We start from the raw sequence: 25,178 nt of genomic DNA, 5'->3' as shown, positions 1-25,178 counted from the left end.
CAGCTTTTATGCTATTTAATTTTAGAATTATCGGATTTTCGTATGTCAAAGAGATATGTCAGCTTAACAACAATATTACCAAGGTTACTACGCCCGAAATAATCGCGCTTCGAATTGTCGAAGATATCACCCAAACCATAATAATAACGCCCTTCAAGCATTATATGACCGAACTTAGGATGCGAGTATTCAAGTCCTAAACCTGCGGCTATACCATAATCAAACTTACGCTGTATAGGAAGCGAATCCTGAGCGGCATCACGCATGGCACCCACACGATCGGCCTTGTTCCGCTTGTCATAATCAAAACTTGACGTTGCCTTATCGTTAAGGAAAAAACCTACTTGCGGTCCGGCTTGAAAGAAAAATTGCAATCCTTTCCGTTCACGTCCCCACCCCATGCGGGCCATCATCGGTACCTGAATATACGTCAAGCGACGTTGATAAGTCTCCGGGAGGCCTGTATACTCATTTATTACAGGCAAATCATCCACCGTCTGTATGTCTTCTTTCCATCCTACCTGCGATATGTTCACTTCACCGACAAGGGCACAAATGCTCTTGAAGTATTTCTCACATGTGTATCGCAAGGTAAGTCCACCTGTCACACCACCCAAATTTGTCTGCGGAATATCCGGATTGAAACCTACATTACTCATTATATAACCGCCGTTGACACCCACACTCAACTCACTTCGGTACTCTCCGACCTGCGAAAAGGCGGCAACAGCCGGCAAAAGGAATGATATCGATAATAAAATTTTCCGCATATCAATAATATATGGTCTCTATCTTATGCCCCGGGGTATAATGAACAAACAAGATACTACGGTTCTGATGACCTCCGTCTCCAACTCGTTCAAAACTCAAAGGGGTCTGTATCGGAGTATAGCCGACAACGCCTTTGGCGCCAACGAAGCTCTTTCCGTACAAGTGCAGGCCCTTGATGAAATAATACGCCTGGTCAAAGCCTGTAATAGCGAAACGCGGCAAAGCCTGTATCATGTCCGCATGAAAATTCCAACGATACTTCAATTCTATGCGCGCGGTTTGAGCCGACAACGGATTTGTATAGAAATTGGCCGGGATATAAGTATCGTATTTATAGAAATTGTCGAGATTATACTTGGTATACATCATCCACTCGGTATAACCGAACATAGAAACGGAATACTTCGGGCTCTTCATCGTAAGATTGTTTATCTTCGCAAAAGCTACATTTAATTCCGGAGAACGCCCCGTATTGAGTATAACGACATTTGGCATGGCCGTACTGAATGCCTTGGCAAAGGCCTGCTCACCTGACTTCAAGTTTGTGATAGTGTGGGGTCTGCCCATCGCTTCCATCCTTCTCCGCAATCCGAAAGTGAATATTCCTTTTTTACTTGTCGTATCGTTACAATCTATAAAGACGGTATTATATCCCTCAAACTTATCGAGAAAACGATTGATTACCGCCTCATTATAATCGTTCGGACTTTGATACACCTGGAAAATATTTCTGTTGGAATACAGTTCCGATGTGTTTATCGAAAACGGTATGAGCACTTTTATATCATGGGCCTTGGCGAAATCAGACAGCGGTTTCACCTGTTTGGAATATAACGGACCTATTATCAGATCGCAAAGAGCCGCGTTTTTATCCCTGAGTGTCTTTTTGATATCAGCGTCTTCCGGCACGTTCCATGCGTGAATATCCACCGATATACCATTTTTCTTCAGACTGTCGCATGCCATCAACACACCACGATAGTATTCCACCATCCGGCGTCCGTCGCCGTTATCGTCATGCAGAGGCAACATCACGCCTATACGGATCTCCCGCTTACGCATATCCACATCGGCACCTTGACGCGCATTACCAGCCGATGCCGTTTGCGTACCGGCATTCGTGTCTATATTCTTAGACGGAAAAGGAATATAAATGAAATCTCCTTTCTTCAATTCATAGCCCGGCTTGGTCATCTCGGGATTGGCCTCAATAAGCTCATCAACCGTAAGGCCATTATCACGGGCAATGCCGAATATGGTCTCCTTGCGCTTAACCTTATGTATTTCACGCCATTTTGTTGTCTGTGCGGTTGCCTCCTCCGCAAGGAAAGCAACCAGCACAAACACCAATATAAATTTAAAGATTTGTTTCATACACTTTTTCCTATCCGTATCAAACAACCAGTTATTTTATATTCGGCTCTTCAAGACCGAGCCCTTTCTTTTTATCCACGGCTTTCAATATAAAGCCAAGCACAAGAGCAGCCACTCCGAGACATGCCAGCATCACCAAAGGCGCTGTGTAATCATAAGATACAGCTGCCTGCTCGGGAGTAATCACACCGTTCCGCAAGTCAGACACAAGCTGAGGATTGGTGCTGTCGAGTACCTTACCTATAAGCATCGGGAAGAGCCAAAGACCGATATTCTGAATCCAGAAGATAAGCGCATAGGCACTACCTATAATCTTTGCGTCGACCAACTTTGGCACGCTCGGCCACAAAGAAGCCGGAACAAGCGAGAATGACGCACCGAGAACAAGAATTGTAAGATATGAAATCATTATACCGCCAACGCCGCTACCCTTGAACATGGGAAGCACAAAAGCAAACGTAAGGTGGCATGCTATAAGCAAAACTGAACCGAGAACAAGCATCGAAGCCGCCTTGCCCTTATGATCCACATAGTTTCCGAGAATAGGTGTGATACCCACGGCAAGAATCGGGAACACGGCAAATACGGTCTCTGCACTCTGTCTCATATAGCCCATATAACAGAAAACGACCAACGCCGCAACGGCTACCACAAGCAGCCCGTATTTCATTTCTTTCCTCTTTGAGAAATTGCTTGCGAAAGAAGCCGCTGCCACAATGAGCATTATAACATATTGTATCACCGTAACCGCGGTACCGGCCCAGAACGATTCGGGGTCAACCTCGGTAAACGTAAGGTTGCATTGAAGCATGTTTACCGCATACTTCTGGAACGGGAAGATTGCCGAGTAATAGAGAACACAAAGCAACGCTACGAGCCAAAAGCCGCTGCTCGACAATATTTTGCCGAGATCGCTGACCTTGAACGGATCGTCTTTTTCTTCCGCCTCACCGGTTTGGGCATCGAGTTTCTTGTCCATGAAGAAATAAACAATGAACATTATGAGGGCTATCATCAGCAGAACAACTCCGAAAGCCACACTGCGGGAAACATCGATATCGCCTCCGAGTCTCGCAAACACCGGTGAGAATATCATACATGTAGCGACACCGAGACGCGCAAGAGCCATTTCCGAACCCATGGCGAGAGCCATTTCACGTCCCTTGAACCATTTTACGATACCTCTCGACACCGTAATTCCGGCCATTTCACAACCGCAACCGAATACCATGAAACCCACGGCGGCAAACTTTGCCGATGCCGGCATACCGAGATAGAACGGAGATATACCGAGTTCGTCAAATCCGGGAATATAATTAAGATTGTTATTGAACCATGTTTCAAGACCGCTTCCAATGAAACTGTCTGTCACCGCATACCAGTTTATGGTGGCTCCGATGAGCATCACCAGTCCCGACAACACGGCGGTAAAGCGCACTCCCATCTTGTCGAGAATGATTCCGGCGAATATCAGGAAGAAAACAAATACGTTAAGGAATGTCTCCGACCCTTGCATCGTGCCGAAAGCTGTGGAATCCCAGCCACGTGTGGACTGCATAAGGTCTTTTATCGGAGAGAGAATGTCCATGAATATGTATGAACAAAACATGGCAAAAGCAAGAAACATGAGCACCATCCAGCGTATGGCGGCAGAGTCTCTGAGTGTTGTTTTAATGTTTTCAGTCATTTTCCTACTATGTTTTTATATATACTTCTATATTTTTTCGCACTTTAATACCGTAAGACTAAAAAGCCAACAACGGTATTTATTATAATCCGTATTTATTTAAGCCAACGGTCGAGCCAGTTGAAGAATGTCCTTTGCCACAGTACTCCGTTCTGGGGCTTCAATACCCAGTGGTTCTCATCGGGGAATATAAGCAGTTCGGCCGGTATACCGCGCATACGGGCGGCATTGAAAGCACCCATGCCCTGATTGTAGTTGATGCGATAATCCAACTCACCATGGATACAGAGTATAGGCGTGTCCCACTTATCCACAAACTTATGCGGCGAGTTTTCGTATGTCCGCCTGGCGGCATCGGTCAGTGTCTTGTTCCAGAAAGCATCCTCATACTCCCAGTTGCTGAACCATGCTTCCTCCGTGTCGGTGTACATAGATTCAAGATTGAAAGCCCCGTCATGCGATATGAAGCACTTGAAACGTTTGTCATGATGCCCGGCAAGATAATAGACGCTGAATCCGCCAAAACTTGCTCCAACCGCTCCCATGCGCCCTTTATCCACGAACGGCAGATTGGCGGCAGCATCGTCGATAGCCGACAGATAGTCGCTCATACATTGCCCTGTCCAGTCTCCGCTTATCTGTTCGTTCCACTCGCTGCCAAATCCCGGCAGTCCGCGGCGGTTGGGAGCGATAATCACATAGCCGTTGGCAGCCATTATCTGGAAGTTCCACCTGTAACCCCAAAACTGACTGACCGGACTTTGAGGACCTCCCTCACAGAAAAGCAATGTCGGATATTTCTTGGAAGGGTCGAAATCAGCCGGCAATACGATCCAGTAAAGCATATCCTTGCCGTCCGTAGTCTTCGTCCAACGCTGCTGCACCTTGCCGAACGCAAGCTGCTCTGTTATATGTTTGTTCTCGAAAGTAATTCTCCTTATCTCCGTTTTCTTTTTCTCCTTATGCGGATTGACTATATATATATCAGTCGGGGCTGACAGGCTCTGCCGCAAAGCAAGCAATCTGTCACCGTCGTTAGCCATAGAGAGCGACACCACGTCTGCCCAGTCATTCGTCAACTGACTGACCTCGCCATTCAGACCGGTCTGGTAAATGTTCACGCAACCATGCCATACACCTGTGAAATACAGGGTCTTCGAGTCTTTATTCCAACAGAACGCATCCACATTGGAATCAAAAGACTCCGTAACGTATGTCTTTTCACCAGTAGTCAGTTCGTAGACACAGAGCCGGTTACGGTCTGCCTCATATCCGTCGCGGGCCATACTCTGCCACGCAACATACTTACCATCGGGCGAGAACTGTGGGTTCGTATCATACCCGGGATTGTTTTTGAGATTTTCCTCGCTGTTGACGCGTTGTGCCTTCATTGTCTTGGTCGCGTCCACGACCACCGGTTCGTATCCGTCTTCCTTGCATAAGTTCTTTGTCGCGCCGGTCTCTACATTATAAAGGTATATGTCTGAATCGGTGGATATCGCATAGTCACGTCCCGTTTTCTTGCGGCATGTATAAGCTATAGACTTCGAATCAACGCTCCATGCAATCTGCTCCATCCCTCCGAACGGCTCCATCGGACACTCGAAAGGCTCACCATTCAATATATCCGCACCTCCGGTTATTCCATTTTCGGTTACATCGGCGACATAAGGATGCTGTATGCTCTCCACATAATGATCCCAGTGGCGATACATCAGGTCGGTCACGCGACGTCCGGAAGCCTTTGGAAGATCGTCGGGATTTTTCTTTATGATCTCGTTAAACGGCATCGACTTCACAAGTATTACCTTCTTGCCGTCTGGCGAGAACTTATATCCCTCGATATCTCCGGTGGTTGTCAGTTGAACGCGTGCGGTTCCGTCGGCATTCATCGCCCAGATGTTTCCTCCGGCCAGAAATGCTATGCGCTTGCCATTCTCTATCCAGGAAGCATCCGTCTCGTTTCCGCTGCCTGTTGTCAGTTGCCTGTTATTCTTGCCATTGGCATCTATCAGACAAAGTACCTGATGGCTCTTGTTCTCCGCCACACTGTAATATCCCACCTGGTATACTATCTTTTTTCCGTTCGGTGAGGCCTCGGCCGCTCCGATGCGTCCCATGGCCCACAGAGCCTCGGGAGTCATCAAGTCGCTTTTCAGCGTGATATTGTTTTTGCCTATATTCACGGCGTCCTGTGCTTTTAGATTGCCAGCCGGTACCATCAATACCGCGGCTGCAAATAAGGTTGCGAATACTCTCATTACACGTTATTATAATAAAGTGTTCCCTTCCGCAAAAAGCCGGAAAGGGAACACATGATACCTGTTTACCGCTTGTTACGCTGCTGTTGCTGCATCTTCTGGATTTCAGCGGCCTGGCGCTGCATCGCTTCAAGACGTGCCGCCAGTCCGCTCGTCTTTTTCGGGTTATTCTGGTTTTCCTTATACTTCGCTTCAAGAATTTCCAACAGTCTGGCATCGTTTGTGGTCTTGCGCAAAGCCCACATGATAGCCGCGCTGAAAAACAACGATATGAAGTAATAGAAGTTAAGGCCTGCGGAATAGTCGTTAAACATGAAGAAGAACATCACAGGCATGAGATACATCATCCATTGCATCATCTTCATCTGCTCGGCTTGCTGGCCGACCATCTGGTCACGCTGCTGGCGCATCGTCATGACGGAATATACTATATTGGCCAGACAGAACAAGATACAGGTAAGACTGATATGGTCTCCGATAAGCCATATATTGGTATTCCACTCAAATATGGGATCGTATGTCGACAGATCGTCTATCCACATAAAACGATGTCCGCGCAACTGAATGGCATTAGGCACAAAATTGAACATGGCGATCCAGATAGGCATCTGAATAAGCATTGGCAAACATCCCGAAAGCGGACTCACACCGTATTTCGAATAGAGAGCCATCATCGCCTGCTGTTTCATCATCTGATCCTCAGGTTTGTCGTATTGCTTGGTCGCCTCGTCGAGTTTCGGTTTAAGGACACGCATCTTCGCCGAGTTCAGATATGTCTTCTTCACCATCGGGTAAGTTAGAAGTTTGAGAAGCATGGTTATCAATATGAGCACGATACCCATATTGAAGCCGAAGCCTGTGAGCCAGTCGAAAACATAAAGAGTGAACCAACGGTTGATAATCCTGAACAGAGGCCATCCCAGATATACGAGTTGTTGCAACTCAAGGTCTTTTCCGAAAGTGCTCTCCTCTTCCACTTCCTGCAATAACCGGAAGTCATTGGGACCGATAAACATTTCAAACTCAGTAGGCCTCGCACCCGTAGGGTCGAAAGCGGTCTTCAGCTTAGCGTTATATTGCTTCAGATATCCGGAGCCTTTTTCCTGCGGAATACTCGTAAGTAGCGAATTGGCGGCAATATCGTCACGGGCTATAAGCACCGCACTGAAAAACTGGTTCTTGAACGCCACCCAGTCGAGCGGCTCATCAATCTTCTCGTCTATCTCCTCCGATGTCTCGCTGAGATAGTCCGTTCCGCCGCCTTTTTCTTTATATGTAAGCGTTGCATAACGGTTCTCAAACGTGAACCCTTTCTCCTGTTGGCGGCATTTCTCACCCCACTCTATGTCCATCTCCCTGTAATTGGGTGCGAAAACACCAGCCAATCCCTTTGCCTGAACATACATGCGGAGCATATAATCAGCGCCGAGGGCGTATCTTATTATCACCGCCCCTCCGTTAGATGCCTGAGCGGTCATGGTGACGGTAGAGTCTGTTATGTCTGACGGCGTGAAATAAAGGTCACCGGTAACGATGTTCGTCGTCTTTCCGGCCATCATGAAATTCATGCTTTGATCGCCGCGGTCAAACAATGTCACGTCTTTCGCTCCGCTACGGTCTTTGAAGTTCAGTATTTTTGCCTTACTCAGCGTACCGCCCTTGGTATCGAGAGTCAGTTCTATTTTACTGTTTTTCAGTGTCACCTGCTCGTTCTTACCCACCAACGACGGATAAAAAAGCGACGTGGTGTCGTTTTGGGCAGCTGTGAGAGCCTGTGCCTTGCCTGTGACCTCCGCTATCTTTCTGTCCTCTTCAGCCTTTTTCTTCATTGCGGCGGATATTGAATCCTGCCTGCGCTGAGCGGCTATCTGCTCTTCCGTGGGTTGATTATACCAGCTGAATCCTATCAGCACCAATCCCATCAGCACAAATCCTATGATATTGTTCTTGTTCATCCTGTGTCTCTATTTGTTGGCTGCCGTTTTGATAAAGTCGAGGAACAGCGGGTGCGGTTTCAGCACAGTGCTCTGATATTCCGGATGGAACTGTGTTCCTATATACCATTTAAGGCCGGGTATCTCGACAATCTCCACAAGGTCACTCTCCGGGTTGCGCCCCACGCACTGCATGCCGTTGCGCTCATACTCCACCTGATACGTGCCGTTGAACTCATAGCGGTGGCGGTGACGCTCCTGGATATGTTCCGCCTTGTATATATCGAACGCTCTCGACCCTTGACGGAGCACGCATTCGTAAGCGCCGAGACGCATGGTGCCGCCCATGTCGGTAATGTTCTTCTGCTCTTCCATGATGTCAATCACGTTGTGGGTGGTCTTCCCGTCCATCTCACGGCTGTTGGCATCGGCATATCCGAGCACATTGCGTGCAAACTCGATGACCATCATCTGCATACCGAGGCATATTCCGAATGTCGGTATGTTGTGAGTGCGCGTATATCTGGCAGCTACGATCTTGCCTTCGATACCTCGCTGTCCGAATCCGGGGCAGATCATTATTCCATCTTGTCCGGCCAGTTTCTCGGCCACGTTCTCATCGGTGAGTGTCTCCGAGTTAATGAACGTGAGCACCGTTTTGAGGTCGTTGTATGTTCCTGCCTGCGACAGGCTCTCGCGTATGCTCTTATATGCGTCCTGCAAGTCATATTTGCCAACCAATCCAATGTGTACCTCCTTTGTGGCGTTGTTGCGGCGCTCAAGGAAGTTGCGCCACGGACCGAGCGTCGGTGTCTCGCCGATTTCCATGCCGAGCTTGCGCATGATAGCCGTGTCGAGCCCCTGCTTCTGCATGTTCACAGGAACCTCGTATATAGACGGCAGGTCCTCGCTCTGCACCACGCAGTCCATGTCTACGTTACAGAACGACGCCACTTTTTTCAATATATCCTCATTGAGATGTTTCTCGGTGCGGAGCACAAGCACATCGGGCTGTATTCCAACACTCTGCAATTCTTTCACAGAGTGCTGGGTGGGCTTGGTCTTCAACTCTCCCGCCGCTTTCAGATATGGCACGTAAGTGAGATGCACGCAAACGGCATTGTGTCCCAGTTCCCATTTCATCTGGCGGATGGCCTCGAGGAACGGCATGCTCTCTATATCACCGATCGTACCGCCGATCTCCGTGATTACAAAGTCATAGTGATATTTCTCTCCGAGCAACTTCACGTTACGCTTTATCTCATTGGTGATGTGGGGTACCACCTGTATCGTTTTTCCGAGATAGTCTCCGCGACGCTCCTTGTCTATCACGGCCTTGTATATCCGGCCTGTGGTGAGCGAGTTGGCCTTGGTGGTCTGGATACCGGTGAACCGCTCGTAGTGTCCGAGGTCGAGGTCGGTCTCCATTCCGTCTACGGTGACGTAGCACTCGCCGTGCTCGTATGGGTTTAGCGTACCCGGGTCGATGTTGATGTATGGGTCAAACTTCTGGATGGTGATGTTGTACCCCCTTGCCTGAAGCAGCTTTCCTATCGACGATGAGATAATGCCTTTGCCAAGCGATGATACCACACCGCCGGTGACGAAGATGTACTTTGTTTCTGCCACAATGTTTATTTTTTATGATTTCAAATTCCTATTAATCAAATTATACAAGGTGCAAAATTACTAAAAAATATTGAAAAGACAAGGATTAGGTATTATTTTAATTCCCACACAATTATAACGCCTTGCCTTTTGTAAAGAAAACTTGCTGATTTTTATACCCGCCGAAATTTTCAAACCAGAACGATTTAACGATACACAACACGATACGAAACGATGGATGAGAAACCGTTTTATAACCGTAAGACCTGTTTTTCGCCGCATTCGGTATCCCGTTGGAACGCGTTTAGTATCCCGTTGCATTGTGAAACGCCGCCAAACGCATTACAACGGGATGCCAAATGCAAGCCATTTGGTATCGTTTTGGGTTTTCAGGAAAGGCCTCATTTCAGCACAAGAAAGATAACGTCCTCACATACAACGACTTAACAAAAACCTCCAAATGCTCGGATTTTTCAGACCGGACAATTGTCTTTTTTGAAACAAGCGAGCTATGAGAGGCTTGTTGTACGATTTTTTGACAGCCACACGTATATCTGTAAACTGTGTCACGGATATGCCCAAAACAAAATCAGTAGGTAAAAGCGACATCCCTAAAAACCGCAAAAATAGTAATCCCGAGCAAACAAAAACAACGAAAAGAACAGATAAATCAACATTATTCGCTAAATTTGCACATTAATTTATATTCACCGTATGAAAATAAAACTTTATTTTGTTTTATCGCTGATACTCCTGTTGCCGGCCGCGGCATGGGCAGATTTTGAACCGAAAGCCTACTACACCGTAGACGGGGACGACTTTGAAGAGAGCGAAACCATAAACGACGCACAGGCTCCTTTAAAGGTGACATTCAAAGCCAATCCCTCGAACATCGACGAGGGAACGGTTCCGTCGTATGAATGGAAGTTTGTGAAAGACGGAAGCACCGATCCATACATCACAAGATATGAAGAGAACACCGAGTTCGAATTTCGCGAGTCGGGAGTCACGGCCGTATCACTCTACGTGTCGTACGGAGACGGAAACGACCCGGAACTCATATCAACCATAAGGGTAAGCATAAGCACAAGCCTGCTCGAGATGCCTAACGCATTCTCACCGAACGGCGACGGCATCAACGATATATACAAGGCCAAAGACAACCACAAAAGCATCGTGGAGTTCAAGGCGTATATATTCAACCGCTGGGGACAGAAACTGTATGAGTGGAGCGACATAGACGGAGGATGGGACGGCACGCACGGCGGCAAGCCCGTCAAAGCCGGAGTGTATTTCGTTCTGGTGAAAGCAAAGGGAGCGGACGGCACAGAATATAACATCAAGCGCGACGTGAACCTGCTCAGAGACTATACCGAAGGGTTTTCGGGCGAATAGCACCCTCATAACTACACGGATTTCATTCACGCATGAAGACAATGTATTGTAACTGATATCATAATGAAAGAAGACGAGAAGATAAACGTATGGGGCGCGAGAGCCAACAATCTGAAAAACATAGACGTTGAAATACCGAGAAACAGTCTTACCGTAATCACAGGACTGTCCGGCTCGGGTAAATCGTCGCTGGCTTTCGACACCATCTTCGCTGAAGGACAACGTAGATATATAGAGACTTTCTCGGCATACGCACGCAATTTCCTCGGAGGAATGGAACGGCCTGACGTCGACAAGATAACGGGGCTAAGCCCGGTGATAAGCATAGAGCAGAAGACAACCAACAAGAACCCACGTTCCACTGTGGGCACCACGACAGAGATATACGACTTTCTGCGCCTGCTCTTCGCCAGGGCCGGACGTGCTTACAGCTATGCCACGGGCGAACCGATGGTGAAATATACAGAAGAGAAGGTGCTCGAAATGATAAAACAGGACTACGACGGCAAGCGAATACTCATACTGGCGCCCCTTGTGCGCAGCCGCAAGGGACATTACAGGGAACTGTTTGAGAGCATGCGTCGCAAGGGATACCTGCACGCAAGAGTTGACGGCGAGGTGAAAGAGATAACCCGTGGCATGAAGACCGACCGCTACAAGAACCACGACATAGAAGTGGTAATAGATAAATTGCAGGTCAGGGAGAAAGACGACGAGCGACTGAAAAAGAGCGTCGCCACGGCAATGAAGCAGGGCGAAGGGCTTATAATGATTCTCGACAAGGAAACAGAGACGGTGAAGCACTTCTCCAAAAGACTGATGTGCCCCACAACCGGAATTTCATACAGCGACCCTGCACCAAACAATTTCTCGTTCAACTCACCCCAAGGCGCATGCCAACGCTGCAAAGGACTCGGCATCATCAACGAGATAGATTTGGGAAAAGTCATCCCCGACCGCCAAACAAGCATACACGCCGGAGCCATCGTGCCGTTGGGAAAATACAAGAACCAGATGATATTCTGGCAGATAGACGCCATTCTGCGTAAATACGACTGCGATATAAAGACTGTCGTGGCCGATATTCCCGACGAAGCCTTGAGCGAAATACTGTACGGCTCGCTTGAAAACATAAGAATAGACAAATCGCTGGTACATACGTCGAGCGACTATTTTGTGGCGTTCGACGGCGTAGTGAAATATCTTAAAAGCGTAATGGACAGCGACGACTCTCCAAAGATGCAGAAATGGGCAGATCAGTTTCTCGCAGTGTGCACATGTCCGGAATGCGACGGCAGGAAACTTAACCGCGAAGCCCTGTCTTACAGGATATGGGACAAGAACATAGCGGAGCTTGCCGAGATGGACATAGCCGAACTGCGCCGCTGGCTCGACCAGGTGGAAGAGCACCTTGACAACCAGCAGCGGCAGATTGCGGTCGAGATATTGAAAGAGATCAAGACAAGGATCGACTTCCTGCTTGAAGTAGGTCTCGACTATCTGTCGCTCAACCGTCGCTCGGCGACACTATCGGGAGGAGAGAGCCAGCGTATCAGACTGGCCACGCAGATAGGCTCTCAGCTCGTGAACGTACTGTATATCCTCGATGAGCCGAGCATAGGACTGCACCAACGGGACAACGACCGGCTTATAAAATCACTGAAAGAACTGCGCGACATAGGCAACACGGTAATAGTGGTAGAGCACGACAAGGACATGATGATGAGCGCAGACTATCTCATTGACATAGGACCAAAGGCCGGACGCAAGGGCGGCGAAGTGGTATTCCAAGGGAAACCGGAAGAGATACTGAACATGACCGACCTATCGGAGACTACACCACTACCCTCCCTCACTGCCCGATACCTCGGAGGCAAACTCAAAATAGAAGTACCGGAAAAGCGAAGGGAAGGCAACGGAAAGAGCATCATCATACGTGGAGCCTCCGGCAACAACCTGAAAAACGTTGATGTGGAGTTTCCATTGGGCAAACTAATACTCGTGACCGGTGTCAGCGGATCGGGAAAATCCACCCTGATAAACGAGACTCTGCAGCCAATTCTGAGCCAGCACTTCTATCGCTCGCTGAAAAAGCCCATGCCATACAAGAGCATCGAAGGACTGGAAAACATAGACAAGGTTGTAGACGTGGACCAAAGTCCGCTCGGACGCACCCCACGCTCGAACCCGGCAACATATACGGGGGTGTTCAGCGACATACGATCACTGTTTGTCAATCTGCCGGAAGCCAAGATCAGGGGATACAAACCGGGCCGTTTCTCATTCAACGTAAAAGGCGGACGTTGCGAGGCATGTGGTGGAAACGGATACAAGACAATCGAAATGAACTTCCTTCCGGATGTAATGGTTCCGTGCGAGGTGTGCCACGGCAAACGATACAACCGTGAGACACTTGAAGTGCGCTACAAGGGGAAAAGCATTGCCGATGTACTTGACATGACGATAAACCAGGCTGTGGAGTTTTTCGAGAACGTGCCAGACATACTGCGCAAGATAAAGACGATACAGGATGTCGGTCTCGGATACATAAAACTCGGACAACCGTCGACAACCCTGTCGGGCGGTGAGAGCCAACGCGTGAAACTTGCCACCGAACTGAGCAAGAAAGACACAGGAAAGACACTGTATATTCTCGATGAACCGACAACCGGACTGCACTTTGAGGATATCAGAATACTTATGGAAGTACTCAACAAACTCGTGGACAGGGGCAATACCGTGGTGATAATAGAGCATAACCTCGACGTGATAAAACTCGCCGACCACATCATTGACATGGGGCCGGAAGGCGGACGAGGCGGCGGACTTGTGCTCACGACCGGCACGCCGGAAGTGGTGGCGAAGAGTAAGAAAGGACATACGCCACGCTTCCTGAAAGAGGAGCTTAAATAAAAATCACAGAACATAAAGCGAAAACTCTCCTCGTCGCCTGCAAACTCAAATATCCGCAGGCTATAACAGACAATAACATACAACAAAACATCAACACCCGAAAAATCATGATACGGCAAACAGAATTCCGACTCACAGCAAAGCGGCGCGGATGTCATCTCGTGACACAAGAGATCATAAGAAACCTGCCACACCCACTGCCGAAAGCCGGACTGCTCAACCTCTTCGTAAAACACACATCGTGCGCACTGACAATCAACGAGAACGCGGATCCCGACGTAAGAAGTGATATGGAGAAAATACTCAATCACATGGTAAAGGAAAACGAACCATATTACGACCATACGTTTGAAGGCGCGGACGACATGCCTGCACACGCTAAAAGCAGTCTTTTCGGCGTGAGCGTCAACATACCGATAACCGACGGCAAACTTAATCTCGGCACATGGCAAGGTATCTATCTATGCGAGTTTCGCGATTATGGCGGAGAAAGACGTATAACAGCAACCGTTTACGAATAAAGACAAAGACATGAACAAGCGCGAATACATGACGGCCAATAAAAACTGGCTGGCCGAAAAGGCAAAGGAAGAGGGTGTGAAGGCTCTTGGCAAAGGCATATACTACAAGGTGATGGCAAGCGGCGACCCGACTGGAACACACCCTACGCCACAAAATATCGTGACGGTGCACTACACCGGACGCACCATCAACGGTAAGAAATTTGACAGCAGCCTCGGAGGAACCCCGCCTGCATTCAGACTCAGTGACCTTATCAAGGGCTGGATAACAGCTATGCGGCAGATGGTGGTCGGCGACAAATGGGAGGTATACATTCCTGCCGAAATGGGTTATGGCAAATTCTCACAGCCGGGAATACCCGCCGGCTCCACGCTCATATTCGAAATTGAGCTTATCGGTATCTCATAATCTTGGATGCCGAACAGCCGGCATAAGCCCGGCAAGCTATTCCGAAATACACGTGACGCATTAACGAAAAAACAATCCAAACAAGCACCATGTAAAGACGATATAATAGGGAAAAAGGATTTCATTTTTTTTCGTAAAACATGACAATCAAGGCGCTGCACATTGCAAGAAAGAATGTGCCAGCGCCTTGATCATAAAATGAGAAATCCCGATTTTCGTGTGATGAGAAATCTATTATAACATACTGGACAAGCTTTCGAATGGCATTTGGATACCTGCCGGCTCCAACAGTATTCCCGCCTGTTCTCCACACTACATCTATACTTATCTTCAAGATCTATTTCGCAGTTTCGTTTGTCAGCAATTATCCTCTTCTGATTTAGACAATTTTATTAGCCTGCAATGCTGGCGGAAATCGGAAAGATAAAACGAATATTGCGGATACTCATGCAACACCGGTACTACCTTTTCCATAAAAGCACGAACATCATACAATAGAAAGTCCATATAATGGCATTCGGTTCCCGTTGCACCTCCCAATAAAAGTCCCAATCCTTCCGGTTTTAGAACTTCTCTTTCTATCCTGTCTTCCAAATCATACCGGAACTTCATAACTTCTTTTTGCTCCTCATCATTGCTTTCGTATGGAAAAGCAAGAAATACTGCCTGCGCTCCGAATTGGTTCATATTATCGAATAATTCGGTATCGTTCTGGTAATATTGAGAAACCAATCCGTAGAAACAGGTGCTTCCTGCAACTACATCATACCGCAACTCTTCATTTTCCTGTGGTTCCAATCGATAAGAAGCAAAAACTTCCTGCGGATTATCAAACACTTTCTTGCCATTATCTTTTAATGTTTCTGTGATATATCTACGGAGAGCCGGGAGGGGAAACATTCCTTTTCCCGTTTTATCCATACGCTTAACCTCTGAAATATACTGGTAAGAAAGCCCTTCACCCAACATCGTTTCCAACATAATGTAGAAAGCATTGTAACTTTGGTCTTCAGGCAATGCACACAAATTCTTCTCATAAAACGAAACGGTAAAATCATTCTGCTCCTCACAATAACCGACTGCCACATGCACTTCTGACATGTCAACTTCAACTCCGTACATCTGAAAAGCGAAAGAATTATCCGTTCCTTGGTTATAGGGGAAAAACCGCCACTTCCCTTTCAGCTTTTCAGGCATTCGGGATATAAGATAAGGATAGAGATAGAATAAATGGCTGTTTCCTTCTATGGAAAATGTAAATTCATAACCGCCACCAATATTGAAATACACATTTTCTGTTATCAAATCAGTACCTTGGGTAATAAATCTGATTATATCATCGGCATCATATTCGCTACGCTTTTCTACAATCCTCGAAAGTTCCGCCTCATTCTGCAAAAACCATTGCCAAAAAGCGTCAACACGGTTCTTGAACGGCATTTCCTTATTGCAGCAACGAATAAAATCGATTGTATCTTCATCATCAGGCGTCAATTCATTGGCTTTTGTGAAATAAGACAGCGCTTCCTTTATCCTGCCCAGGTTGTAGAGGGCGTAGCCCATACGAAAATTCCAATTGGTGTCTTGCGCACCCTCGTCCAGGGTTGATTCGAGCAATGCTAATGCTGTCTCATACTTGCCAATATAATTGTAAGCTCGTGCCAACAATCCGGTTTCTTCAAAATTTCTTTTGGAAGGAGAAATTTTTTCTAATGTATCAATTACATTCTGATGTTCGTCGGCATTTGTCCAACTGTCAATCTGCTGTTTTAGTTCTTTGTCCATAATTCTATTTTACTTATTTGATTGCTAACGCTTGAAAGGTTCAGATTATGTTAACCGTGTCTTTTTGTTTCTTCACAAAACTCAATGTGATGCCAACAACTGACTTGGCTGTTTTTCTTTAATTGTATCACTTGTAAAGCAAATATAGCAAAAGTAAAGTATACCAACAATGATACTACCCACTTTTTCATTAAACCGGTCAATTTTTAACATTTACAATTTACCACTTGCTTTTTCCTTTGCTTCATGGGGGCGTAATCTCAGCTATAACTATTATAAATGTTCTTTAAACAAATAAGAAAAGAGTCTTTGCTACGATAGTAAGAACTAACTTTACCTTGTATTTGGATATTTCAACACTTGGGATACCACCCATCCAATAAAGAGTCTGCGCTTGTATTACTACAAATAAAGTTCTACTGCATACTCCTAAAGTCTTCCGCTGGCAAGCATTTGTTTCTGCATTTCATCAAACCTTACAAGAAGGCATAGTATATGCATGCGCAGGATTTTTCCTGCCAATTAAACCAGACGTACCGTTTCTGTCTATTAAGCATATTACTCTCAATTTTGCTATTTAGCCATGTGGATATTTTAAAACAAACGGTCTGTAAAAGACTTTTTAAACAATATCTTGATTACGGCAAGCAGAGAAATAATGAAAACATATACGGCACATACCTGAGGCACTGTCAACGATATGCCCTCAACCGAGGCAAACGGCAACGAAGAGAGAAAAACGAGGACATGATTGAGCGATGAGACGACAATCGAAAGCAGAAAGGCGAACAAACCGCTGACAGACGGAATGAAAAAAGAGAATATCATGACAACGGAAAGGTAAAGAATAAGTGTCAAGGCCGGAACGGCAATGATATTGGCAAAGAGGGAGACGAGCGGCAACCGACCGAAATAGAACGCCACAAGAGGAGCTGTGGCAAGCTGGGCCACGAAAGAGACTACCACAATCTGCCATACTCCGGTCGCTACAGGATGGCTCATCCTAAACTCTGAAGAGACAAAGCGGGAAGCAAACGGACATAAAACCAAGATGCCCGCAAGGGAAACAAACGAGAGTTGAAAGCCTACATCATATATAATCAGAGGATTGACAGTAAGCATCAGCATGGCTGTAAAGGCAAGCACATTGACCGACATCCGTTCACGACCGGAAAGTCCGACAATGGAATAGACAGTGATCATGGTTGCGGCACGGACTACCGATACCGGCATTCCGACCATGAAAACGTATGACCAGACTGCCGTAATAATCAATATCTCTCGTAACAAAGACGGACCACGACGTAGAGAAAGTAGGGTCAGAAGCATGTAGATTATGCCGAGATGCATTCCCGAAAGGGCAAGTACATGGGATACTCCCGTAACCGAATATGCATCTCGAATATCGGCGGATAGCTCAGACTTATGTCCGAGTGTCATCGCTGCGGCAACGGCAAAGGTCTGCCCGTCCAATCCAAGTTCACGATAAGCGGAAATAAGAGAATGCCGATATTTGAGAAAAGCAAGACGGGCACGCTGAAAAACAGACAGACCGCCCATATCGACCGGAGCCGGGCACCAATCACGATAATAGACAAAAGCGGTGGCGTCCACACCGTTACGCTCCAAATAGGCCGCATAGTCGAAACGAGATCCGGAATAATTGGCCGGAAGTTTCAATCGCGAAGCAAACACAAACCCGACATTTACCGACAGCGCACTGTAACGGCGCTCAACAGTATCTTTCATTAGTGAAATCACTATTTTCTTACCTGTCAACCGCCCCGAAGTGATTATGGCCTCAAAACGCAACGTCTTGCCTCGCTCCACAGGTTCGCTCGCAACCACAGACTCATACACTGACTTTTCATCGGAAAGAGACACGCGAGGTTTCTGCTTAGCAATCATCATACAGACACCGCCAAACATGAAAAATAGCAAAACGATGAAAAGACTCTGAGCGACAGGATGCCTAACGGAAAGCAGACAAAGAAGAAAAGAAAGACAAGCGGCTGCAATCCACACGGAAAGAGCTACAAAAGGAAAAGAAATATCACCCGCTACAAGCCCTGAAACAAAACTCACGGCAACAGGAACGAACGGGTATAAGGCAAAGACACCATTATTCTTCATTATACAGACCGTGGTTTTTCATGTAAATATCGAAACAAAAAGAGTCGGAGGCCGCAAGGCTCGTCCGACTCTTTAATATATTCGGGATTAATTCGCCGCGGCGGCAATCCAGTCGTAAACACAACTGAATACTCCGACGGCGAGTATACCTGCCGTGCATAAGGCAAGAGCAAGCCTGGTATTGCAGTCGCTCTTGAATGTTTCCAGCGGAGTGTCCGATGTCTTTATGTACATCGCCTTGACAATAAGCAGGTAGTAGTAAAGACTGACAACCGTATTTATCAAAGCTATGAACACTACTCCGTATGCAAAGTAAGAACCCTGTGACGCGGCAGCCATGAACACAAAGAACTTGCTGAACATTCCGGCAAAAGGAGGTATTCCGGCAAGAGAGAACAGGGCCAGCGTCATGAGAAGAGCCAACTTGGGATTGGTCTGATAAAAACCGTCATAACAATCCATCTTGGTTTTTCCGCCACACTTCTGCTCAACGATGTTTATAACGGTGAAAACACTCATGTTTGCAACAACATATACAAGTACGTAGTATGTAAGAGTAGATACACTCATGGCACTGTTGCCCACCACGGCAAGCATGATATAACCGGCCTGAGAGATAGAGCTGAAAGCCATGAAGCGCTTCAATTCCTTCTGACGTATGGCAAAGAGGTTGGCAATAGTGATGCTTAGCACGATGACAATGTACAAAAGATACTCCCAGTACTCTACCATCGGCGCAAAGACTTTCATCAAGATCGTCATCAAGGTAAAAGAAGCCGCACCTTTCGATATAACGCTGAGATAACCGGTAACGGCTGTCGGAGCGCCCTGATATGTGTCGGCGGTCCAAAAGTGGAACGGAACAAGCGATATCTTAAAACCGAGACCGCTGAAAAAGAACACAAGTCCCATTATTGTCATCGGCGAGATATACAACAGCGAGGCTACATCTTCGAAATAAAGAGTGCCGACAGCACCGTAGATAAACGATATTCCGTATAGCATCACACCACTTGAAAATGTGGCTGTGAGGATGAACTTGGCCGCACCTTCAGCCGAGTTTTTACGCAACTTGTCGAAAGCCACAAGGCATGCCATGGGCACGGAAGCCATTTCAAGTCCGAGGAAGAACATGAGAAAATGTCCGGAAGACATCATCATGTACATACCGAGAAGGGTTGATATGACCAATTCGTAAAACTCTCCCTCCTTGTTGGAGACATCCGCACGTTGAAGCCAAGGCTGGGCCATTATTATTACGATAAGCGTACCGGCTGTTAGAATTATCTTCATCACGTTGACGGCATTGCTCGTGACATAAAGTCCGCCGAAAGCCTCGGCCGGTTCGGCAACAGCGCATGCGGCAATCTGGGCCGCCATGAGCAAACCGGTCACGGCATACAGCATGTTATGCTTCTTCGCACTGTTGTTAAAAGCGAAATCGGTAAGGAATACTATTACCAGAATTGCCATCAAAGTGGCTTCCGGAAACATATTTAGAAATTGACTGTAATCCATTTGTACCAATATTTTAGAAGTTAATTACACTTAAAATCGGAGCCACACCATCACTGATGACATTGCTCACCCACAACGGCATAGAGCCGAGACCGGCAACACAGAATATCAGACAGCAAACGGAGAAACGCTCATCCCATGTCGCATCTGTCAGTTCAAGATAATGTGGATCGGCCACTTTGCCGAACAAAATCTTGCCGACTGTGCGAAGAATGTATACCGCCGTCACAACAATTGACATACAGGCAATGATCGTTGCCGTACGATGGAATATGTCAGCATTCTCGAAAGATCCGACAAAAATTGTCATCTCGGCAGCAAAACCGGAGAACCCCGGGAGACCGAGATTGGCAAGTCCGGCAATGACATAACCAACACTGAGGAACGGCATTATCTTCATCAAGCCACCGAGTTTACGTATATCACGTGTATGTGTACGACCGTAAATCATACCGATGAGCGCAAAGAAAAGCGCCGTCATCAAACCATGAGAAAGCATCTGCAAGATAGCACCTGTGCATGCCGTCTTCGTCATCATAAGAAGAGCGAAAAGAACAAGACCGCAGTGAGAAACGGAAGAATATGCGTTGATATACTTCAAGTCTGTCTGCACACAAGCCGATAGCGCTCCATATACGACAGAGATGGTAGTAAGCACAAGGAATATCCACGCCAACTCCTGGGCGGCATCTGGCAACAGGTACATTGCCACACGGAAACAGCCGTAACCTCCAAGCTTCATCAATACTCCGGCATGGAGCATGGATACAGCGGTTGGCGCCGAAGCGTGACCGTCGGGAGACCAGGTGTGGAACGGGAAAAGTGCGCCGAGCACACCGAAACCGATGAATATGAACGGGAAGAAAATCTTCTGTATCTCAACAGGAATATTGTGCATTGCGGCAATCTCATTCACATCCATTGTCGTAGCGCCGCTGTAATAGTATATTCCAAGGATACCGAGGATGAGCAGAGCAGAACCTCCCATGAGCATCAGTGTCAGTTTCATGGCCGCATATTCCTTGTTGCCGCTACCCCACACACCTATCAAAAGATACATAGGTATAAGGGCTACTTCATAGAACATGAACATGGTGAACATGTCGGTACAGATAAAGAAACCGTAAACACCTGTCGAAAGCAAGGTGAACCACAGGAAATATTCTTTTGTCATGGGCTTCAACTGCCATGAGGCAAATGTCCCCGTGAAAACGATGATGCTGGAAAGAAGCAACATCACAACAGATATTCCGTCGACCCCGACAGAGTATGCTATATTGAGAGGCTCAAACCACGGTGTACTGTAAGTAAACAGCATCGTATCGGTATTTCCTCCCTGACGTGCCTGAATGAAAGCGATTGTCAGCCATACGGACAGGGCAAGCAAACATGTTGAGCCTGCCACCATCACGCCTCGTACTTGATTGAGATTGCGGGCGATCCAAAGACCGAGCAACATAAGCACGGGAATTACAACGAATAGACTTAATATACTCATCTTTCTAAATTATATGCAAAGTAATACTAATGTTAATGCCACAGTGCCGGTAAGGAACCATACGGCATAACGCCGCACGTCGCCACTCTGCCACGGACGGATGGTCTCTCCGGCCTCATTCGCACCCCAAGCCATGAAGTCAAACGTTCCGTCGACAACATGACGGTCGAACCATGCGATAGGCGTGCTCACACAACGGAAGATTATCTTATGGGTGATGAACATCCATATCTCATCCATATAGAAACGCTTGTATGCCGCACGGTGAAGTGCCGGGAAGCGCTTATAAAGCATATCGGCAATCGGTTGTTTCTCGCCTTTATATATATATGTGGCAAGAGCGATGCTGATAACCGCTATAACACATGATGTTATTGCCACCTGTGTGTCAAGATGGATCTGATAGTCCTGACCGCTTGCGCTGATAAATGAGCCGAAGTTGAGTGCCCAACCGCAAGTAACGGTTATCACGGTAAGGATAATCAATGGAACTGTCATTGTGAGCGGAGCCTCATGAGGAGTGTGATGCTCATGGAGTTCCTTATTCTCCGTACCCCAGAATATCCCGTAATAAAGACGGAACATATAGAAAGCTGTCATGGCCGCTATACCTGTCATTATCCAACCAACGACGGGACTATATGCGAAGCATGCGGTGATAATCTCGTCCTTTGAGAAAAATCCGGAGAAAGGAGGAATACCGGAAATGGCAAGACAGGAAATTAGGAACGTGACATGCGTAACCGGCATATACTTGCGCAGACCGCCCATTGTTGACATCTCGTTGGAATGAACGGCATGAATGATACATCCGGCACCAAGGAACAAGCATGCCTTGAACATGGCATGAGTGAACAGATGGAACATGGATGCCATATAACCGAGTTGTGTGTGATTGTCGAGCACGGCCTCATGACCGGGCAGACACACACCGAGCGAAACCATCATAAACGCTATCTGGGAGATCGTGGAGAACGCAAGCACACGCTTGATATCGCTCTGCGCACAAGCGACGGCCGCCGCATAGAACGCTGTGAACACACCGACCCACACTATAATGCTCATCTGTCCCGGAGCATACTCTATCCACAATGGGAAAAGACGCGCGATCTGGAATACGCCCGCAACCACCATAGTAGCGGCATGGATAAGCGCACTGACAGGCGTAGGGCCTTCCATGGCATCCGGCAACCAGATATGCAATGGGAACATGGCACTCTTACCCGCACCGCCAATGAACATCAGCACAAGAGCCGTGGGCAGAATGAAACCGCCGGCGGCAACCGCCTTAACCACATCGACAGGAATAAAAGGAGTCGTACCGCTACCCATCACAACATCTCCGGCAAAAGAGAAGCTGAAAGAGCCTGTGTAATAACCGAATATCAAGATACCTATCAAGAAGAACATATCGGCAAAGCGAGTTACGATAAACGCTTTCTTTGACGCTGACACCGCTGCCTGCAAAGGATAGTAAAAACCAATGAGCAGGTAAGAGCTTACTCCGACAAGCTCCCAGAACAAATACATCTGGAATATATTGGTGGCAACAACCAATCCGAGCATTGACATCGTGAAGAGACTGAGGTATGCGTAATAACGCTGGAAACCTTTCTCTCCGTGCATATAACCGAAAGAATAGATGTGAACCATCAGACTGACAGTCGATATTACGATAAGCATCACCACCGAAATCGGATCGAGCAGGATACCGAGATCAAAGTTCAGGTCACCCAACGGCAACCATGTGAAGTTATAAGGCACCAATGTAGCGAAAGCACCGTCAGCACCTCGATCGGCCGTAAAGTAGCATATCGCCGTGTAATAGGAAAGCACCGTGACGATACCCAACGATGTGGTACCGATAAGTCCGGCCGCCTTATGTGACAACTTCATGCCAGCAAGTCCCAGCGCAAGGAACGAGAGAAGCGGCAGAAGGAGTATTAAAAATACATAACTATAATCCATAAGTCACGTTAAAATTTCATGTTTTCAATACTGTTCACCTGATCGCTGTTGAAGTTTCGGTAAACATTAATAATAATCGCGATAGCCACCGCACTTTCCGCGGCACTCACTCCGATTGAGAACAGAGTCATAAAGAAACCTTCGAACTGCCCAGGGAAGAGCAGGCGGTTAAACGCCGCAAAGTTAATATCTACGGCATTGAGCACAAGTTCGATAGAGATGAGCATGGCAATCAGATTGCGACGGGTGACAAAGCCGAACACGCCGATAAAGAACAACAGTGCACTGAGCACAAAATAATATTCTACCTGTACCATATATTACTTCTCCTCTTCTTTTCTTGAAACAACAATTCCACCGATAATACATGCAAGGAGAAATACTGATATGAACTCAAACGGGAGCACATACTGATATTTCTCGCTGCCGAGCAACGCCTGTCCGATAGTACTCATCGGAACCTCACCTGCCGACGCATCGCAAGCCACCGTGATAAGCTCATTCTTCAACATCACCAAAGACACTAAAGCAAAACCTACCAACGACATAACCGCACCGAAAACGACACGGCTTCCTTTCATTCTCTCAACGAGGCCTTGAAGCGTACGCTTGCTGACGAGCTGGATGGCGAATATGTAAATCATCGTAACGCCGCCTGCATAAACACTTATTTGGGCCGCACCGAGATACGTATAGTCAAGCAGGAAATAAAGTCCCGCCACTCCAAAGAGAACGAACAGCATGAATGTGGCCGCTCTCATTATCCGTGTAGTCACCACACACATCACGGCTGAGCCGAGGATGACTGCGGCAAGAATTATAAACATTATTAAATTAGCCATTTATCATTCTCCTATTACTTTTTTGTATTCCACTTACCCACTTCCTGCGGCGCGCCGCCATCAAGAATATTTGGCAGAGAAGACTCGTATTTCACTTCTTTGTCAAGATGAAGAACAAGCGCTCCTCTGTCGAAAGTAGAGTTCTCGAAATCATTGGTGAACTCTATCGCGTCTTGCGGACACACATTGACACAGAGCTGGCAGAACATGCACTCACCCATATCATATTGATAATCCACGAGCACACGCTTCTTCTTGCCGTCCTCCGTCTCCTTCATCTCCGACTTAATCGTAATAGTACCGTTGGGACATGCTTTCTCGCACAACGTACAAGCGATACACTTATGATTTCCTTCGGCATCATGAGGCATGACCAAACGGCCGCGATGACGGGCCGCCACATGCAGTGTTGTCTTGCGGTTTTCCGGATATTGTTCCGTCACTTTCGGAGTGAAGTACTCCTTCATTGTGACGCGGAAACCGGTAAGCAGCGACTTCACGCCATGCACTGCTTCTCCGAAATATGATTTGTTATTTTCCATTTTCAATTCTTAATATACC

General features: G+C 47.1%; 18 protein-coding genes. 4 read left to right on the top strand and 14 right to left on the bottom strand.

All coding sequences use genetic code 11. The features are described from left to right. Window positions 1–11: 11 nt before the first annotated feature. The 6 genes from HPS53_RS08420 to HPS53_RS08395 all read right to left on the bottom strand — a co-directional run bounded on the left by HPS53_RS08420 (window position 12) and on the right by HPS53_RS08395 (window position 9,656). Window positions 12–770, bottom strand: a complete 759-nt coding sequence (locus HPS53_RS08420; RefSeq protein WP_172205619.1) for a porin family protein — start codon at window positions 768–770, stop codon at window positions 12–14. Window position 771: 1 nt separating this feature from the next. Beyond that, window positions 772–2,145 carry a LysM peptidoglycan-binding domain-containing protein gene (locus tag HPS53_RS08415; protein WP_172205617.1) on the bottom strand — a complete coding sequence of 458 codons (1,374 nt, stop codon included), beginning with the start codon at window positions 2,143–2,145 and terminating at the stop codon, window positions 772–774. Between the two features lie 31 nt (window positions 2,146–2,176). After that, the gene (locus tag HPS53_RS08410) at window positions 2,177–3,832 is read right to left on the bottom strand and encodes an MFS transporter (RefSeq protein WP_172205615.1); all 1,656 of its coding nucleotides are present in this window, start codon (window positions 3,830–3,832) and stop codon (window positions 2,177–2,179) included. Between the two features lie 95 nt (window positions 3,833–3,927). After that, window positions 3,928–6,093 carry a S9 family peptidase gene (locus HPS53_RS08405; RefSeq protein ID WP_172205613.1) on the bottom strand — a complete coding sequence of 722 codons (2,166 nt, stop codon included), beginning with the start codon at window positions 6,091–6,093 and terminating at the stop codon, window positions 3,928–3,930. 65 nt (window positions 6,094–6,158) lie between these two features. Next, the gene (gene yidC / locus HPS53_RS08400) at window positions 6,159–8,048 is read right to left on the bottom strand and encodes a membrane protein insertase YidC (protein ID WP_172205611.1); all 1,890 of its coding nucleotides are present in this window, start codon (window positions 8,046–8,048) and stop codon (window positions 6,159–6,161) included. 9 nt (window positions 8,049–8,057) lie between these two features. Further along, entirely contained in the window at window positions 8,058–9,656 is a 1,599-nt protein-coding gene (locus HPS53_RS08395; RefSeq protein ID WP_104368466.1) for a CTP synthase, read from the bottom strand. 693 nt (window positions 9,657–10,349) lie between these two features. On the opposite strand from HPS53_RS08395, the gene HPS53_RS08390 reads away from it, so the two are divergent. From HPS53_RS08390 to HPS53_RS08375, 4 genes are all read left to right on the top strand, one after another. Then, entirely contained in the window at window positions 10,350–11,030 is a 681-nt protein-coding gene (locus HPS53_RS08390) for a gliding motility-associated C-terminal domain-containing protein (protein ID WP_172205609.1), read from the top strand. Window positions 11,031–11,093: 63 nt separating this feature from the next. Further along, the gene (gene uvrA, locus HPS53_RS08385) at window positions 11,094–13,943 is read left to right on the top strand and encodes an excinuclease ABC subunit UvrA (protein ID WP_172205607.1); all 2,850 of its coding nucleotides are present in this window, start codon (window positions 11,094–11,096) and stop codon (window positions 13,941–13,943) included. Between the two features lie 107 nt (window positions 13,944–14,050). Next, window positions 14,051–14,464: a secondary thiamine-phosphate synthase enzyme YjbQ gene (locus tag HPS53_RS08380; RefSeq protein ID WP_104368463.1), complete on the top strand. Its 414-nt coding sequence runs from the start codon at window positions 14,051–14,053 to the stop codon at window positions 14,462–14,464. A gap of 10 nt (window positions 14,465–14,474) precedes the next feature. Continuing rightward, window positions 14,475–14,873, top strand: coding sequence for an FKBP-type peptidyl-prolyl cis-trans isomerase (locus tag HPS53_RS08375; protein ID WP_104368462.1), 399 nt, complete (start codon window positions 14,475–14,477; stop codon window positions 14,871–14,873). Window positions 14,874–15,230: 357 nt separating this feature from the next. Here HPS53_RS08375 and HPS53_RS08365 read toward each other — a convergent pair whose 3' ends face one another. From HPS53_RS08365 to HPS53_RS08330, 8 genes are all read right to left on the bottom strand, one after another. Next, a complete protein-coding gene (locus HPS53_RS08365; RefSeq protein ID WP_172205603.1) occupies window positions 15,231–16,658 on the bottom strand; it encodes a tetratricopeptide repeat protein in 1,428 nt (475 codons plus the stop codon). Window positions 16,659–17,252: 594 nt separating this feature from the next. Next, on the bottom strand, window positions 17,253–18,791 hold the full coding sequence (locus HPS53_RS08360) for a ComEC/Rec2 family competence protein (RefSeq protein ID WP_172205601.1): 1,539 nt from the start codon (window positions 18,789–18,791) through the stop codon (window positions 17,253–17,255). Window positions 18,792–18,878: 87 nt separating this feature from the next. Next, complete coding sequence (locus HPS53_RS08355) at window positions 18,879–20,309, bottom strand: NADH-quinone oxidoreductase subunit N (RefSeq protein WP_172205599.1); 1,431 nt, start codon at window positions 20,307–20,309, stop codon at window positions 18,879–18,881. A gap of 13 nt (window positions 20,310–20,322) precedes the next feature. After that, window positions 20,323–21,807 (bottom strand): NuoM family protein, encoded by a 1,485-nt coding sequence (locus tag HPS53_RS08350; protein WP_104368458.1) that lies wholly within the window; start codon window positions 21,805–21,807, stop codon window positions 20,323–20,325. 9 nt (window positions 21,808–21,816) lie between these two features. Then, window positions 21,817–23,775, bottom strand: a complete 1,959-nt coding sequence (gene nuoL, locus HPS53_RS08345; RefSeq protein WP_172205597.1) for an NADH-quinone oxidoreductase subunit L — start codon at window positions 23,773–23,775, stop codon at window positions 21,817–21,819. Window positions 23,776–23,783: 8 nt separating this feature from the next. Further along, entirely contained in the window at window positions 23,784–24,092 is a 309-nt protein-coding gene (gene nuoK, locus HPS53_RS08340; RefSeq protein WP_104368456.1) for an NADH-quinone oxidoreductase subunit NuoK, read from the bottom strand. A 3-nt stretch (window positions 24,093–24,095) separates the two neighbouring features. Beyond that, entirely contained in the window at window positions 24,096–24,617 is a 522-nt protein-coding gene (locus tag HPS53_RS08335; RefSeq protein ID WP_104368455.1) for an NADH-quinone oxidoreductase subunit J, read from the bottom strand. Between the two features lie 14 nt (window positions 24,618–24,631). Then, entirely contained in the window at window positions 24,632–25,159 is a 528-nt protein-coding gene (locus HPS53_RS08330; protein ID WP_104368454.1) for an NADH-quinone oxidoreductase subunit I, read from the bottom strand. Window positions 25,160–25,178: the final 19 nt, after the last annotated feature.

The organism is Prevotella sp. PTAC, assembly GCF_013166535.1.
Classification (GTDB): Bacteria; Bacteroidota; Bacteroidia; order Bacteroidales; family Bacteroidaceae; genus Prevotella.
The sequence above is the reverse complement of the archived record's forward strand: the minus strand, read 5'-3'. Positions and strand labels throughout refer to the sequence as shown.

Excerpts from the sequence above, each read along its gene's own strand:
- uvrA (WP_172205607.1), top strand. The coding sequence starts at position 11,094 with ATGAAAGAAGACGAGAAGATAAACGTATGGGGCGCGAGAGCCAACAAT.
- nuoL (WP_172205597.1), bottom strand. The coding sequence starts at position 23,775 with ATGGATTATAGTTATGTATTTTTAATACTCCTTCTGCCGCTTCTCTCG.
- yidC (WP_172205611.1), bottom strand. The coding sequence starts at position 8,048 with ATGAACAAGAACAATATCATAGGATTTGTGCTGATGGGATTGGTGCTG.
- HPS53_RS08335 (WP_104368455.1), bottom strand. The coding sequence starts at position 24,617 with ATGGCTAATTTAATAATGTTTATAATTCTTGCCGCAGTCATCCTCGGC.
- HPS53_RS08360 (WP_172205601.1), bottom strand. The coding sequence starts at position 18,791 with ATGAAGAATAATGGTGTCTTTGCCTTATACCCGTTCGTTCCTGTTGCC.
- HPS53_RS08415 (WP_172205617.1), bottom strand. The coding sequence starts at position 2,145 with ATGAAACAAATCTTTAAATTTATATTGGTGTTTGTGCTGGTTGCTTTC.
- HPS53_RS08410 (WP_172205615.1), bottom strand. The coding sequence starts at position 3,832 with ATGACTGAAAACATTAAAACAACACTCAGAGACTCTGCCGCCATACGC.
- HPS53_RS08380 (WP_104368463.1), top strand. The coding sequence starts at position 14,051 with ATGATACGGCAAACAGAATTCCGACTCACAGCAAAGCGGCGCGGATGT.
- HPS53_RS08365 (WP_172205603.1), bottom strand. The coding sequence starts at position 16,658 with ATGGACAAAGAACTAAAACAGCAGATTGACAGTTGGACAAATGCCGAC.
- HPS53_RS08330 (WP_104368454.1), bottom strand. The coding sequence starts at position 25,159 with ATGGAAAATAACAAATCATATTTCGGAGAAGCAGTGCATGGCGTGAAG.
- HPS53_RS08350 (WP_104368458.1), bottom strand. The coding sequence starts at position 21,807 with ATGAGTATATTAAGTCTATTCGTTGTAATTCCCGTGCTTATGTTGCTC.
- HPS53_RS08420 (WP_172205619.1), bottom strand. The coding sequence starts at position 770 with ATGCGGAAAATTTTATTATCGATATCATTCCTTTTGCCGGCTGTTGCC.
- HPS53_RS08405 (WP_172205613.1), bottom strand. The coding sequence starts at position 6,093 with ATGAGAGTATTCGCAACCTTATTTGCAGCCGCGGTATTGATGGTACCG.
- nuoK (WP_104368456.1), bottom strand. The coding sequence starts at position 24,092 with ATGGTACAGGTAGAATATTATTTTGTGCTCAGTGCACTGTTGTTCTTT.
- HPS53_RS08355 (WP_172205599.1), bottom strand. The coding sequence starts at position 20,309 with ATGGATTACAGTCAATTTCTAAATATGTTTCCGGAAGCCACTTTGATG.
- HPS53_RS08390 (WP_172205609.1), top strand. The coding sequence starts at position 10,350 with ATGAAAATAAAACTTTATTTTGTTTTATCGCTGATACTCCTGTTGCCG.
- HPS53_RS08375 (WP_104368462.1), top strand. The coding sequence starts at position 14,475 with ATGAACAAGCGCGAATACATGACGGCCAATAAAAACTGGCTGGCCGAA.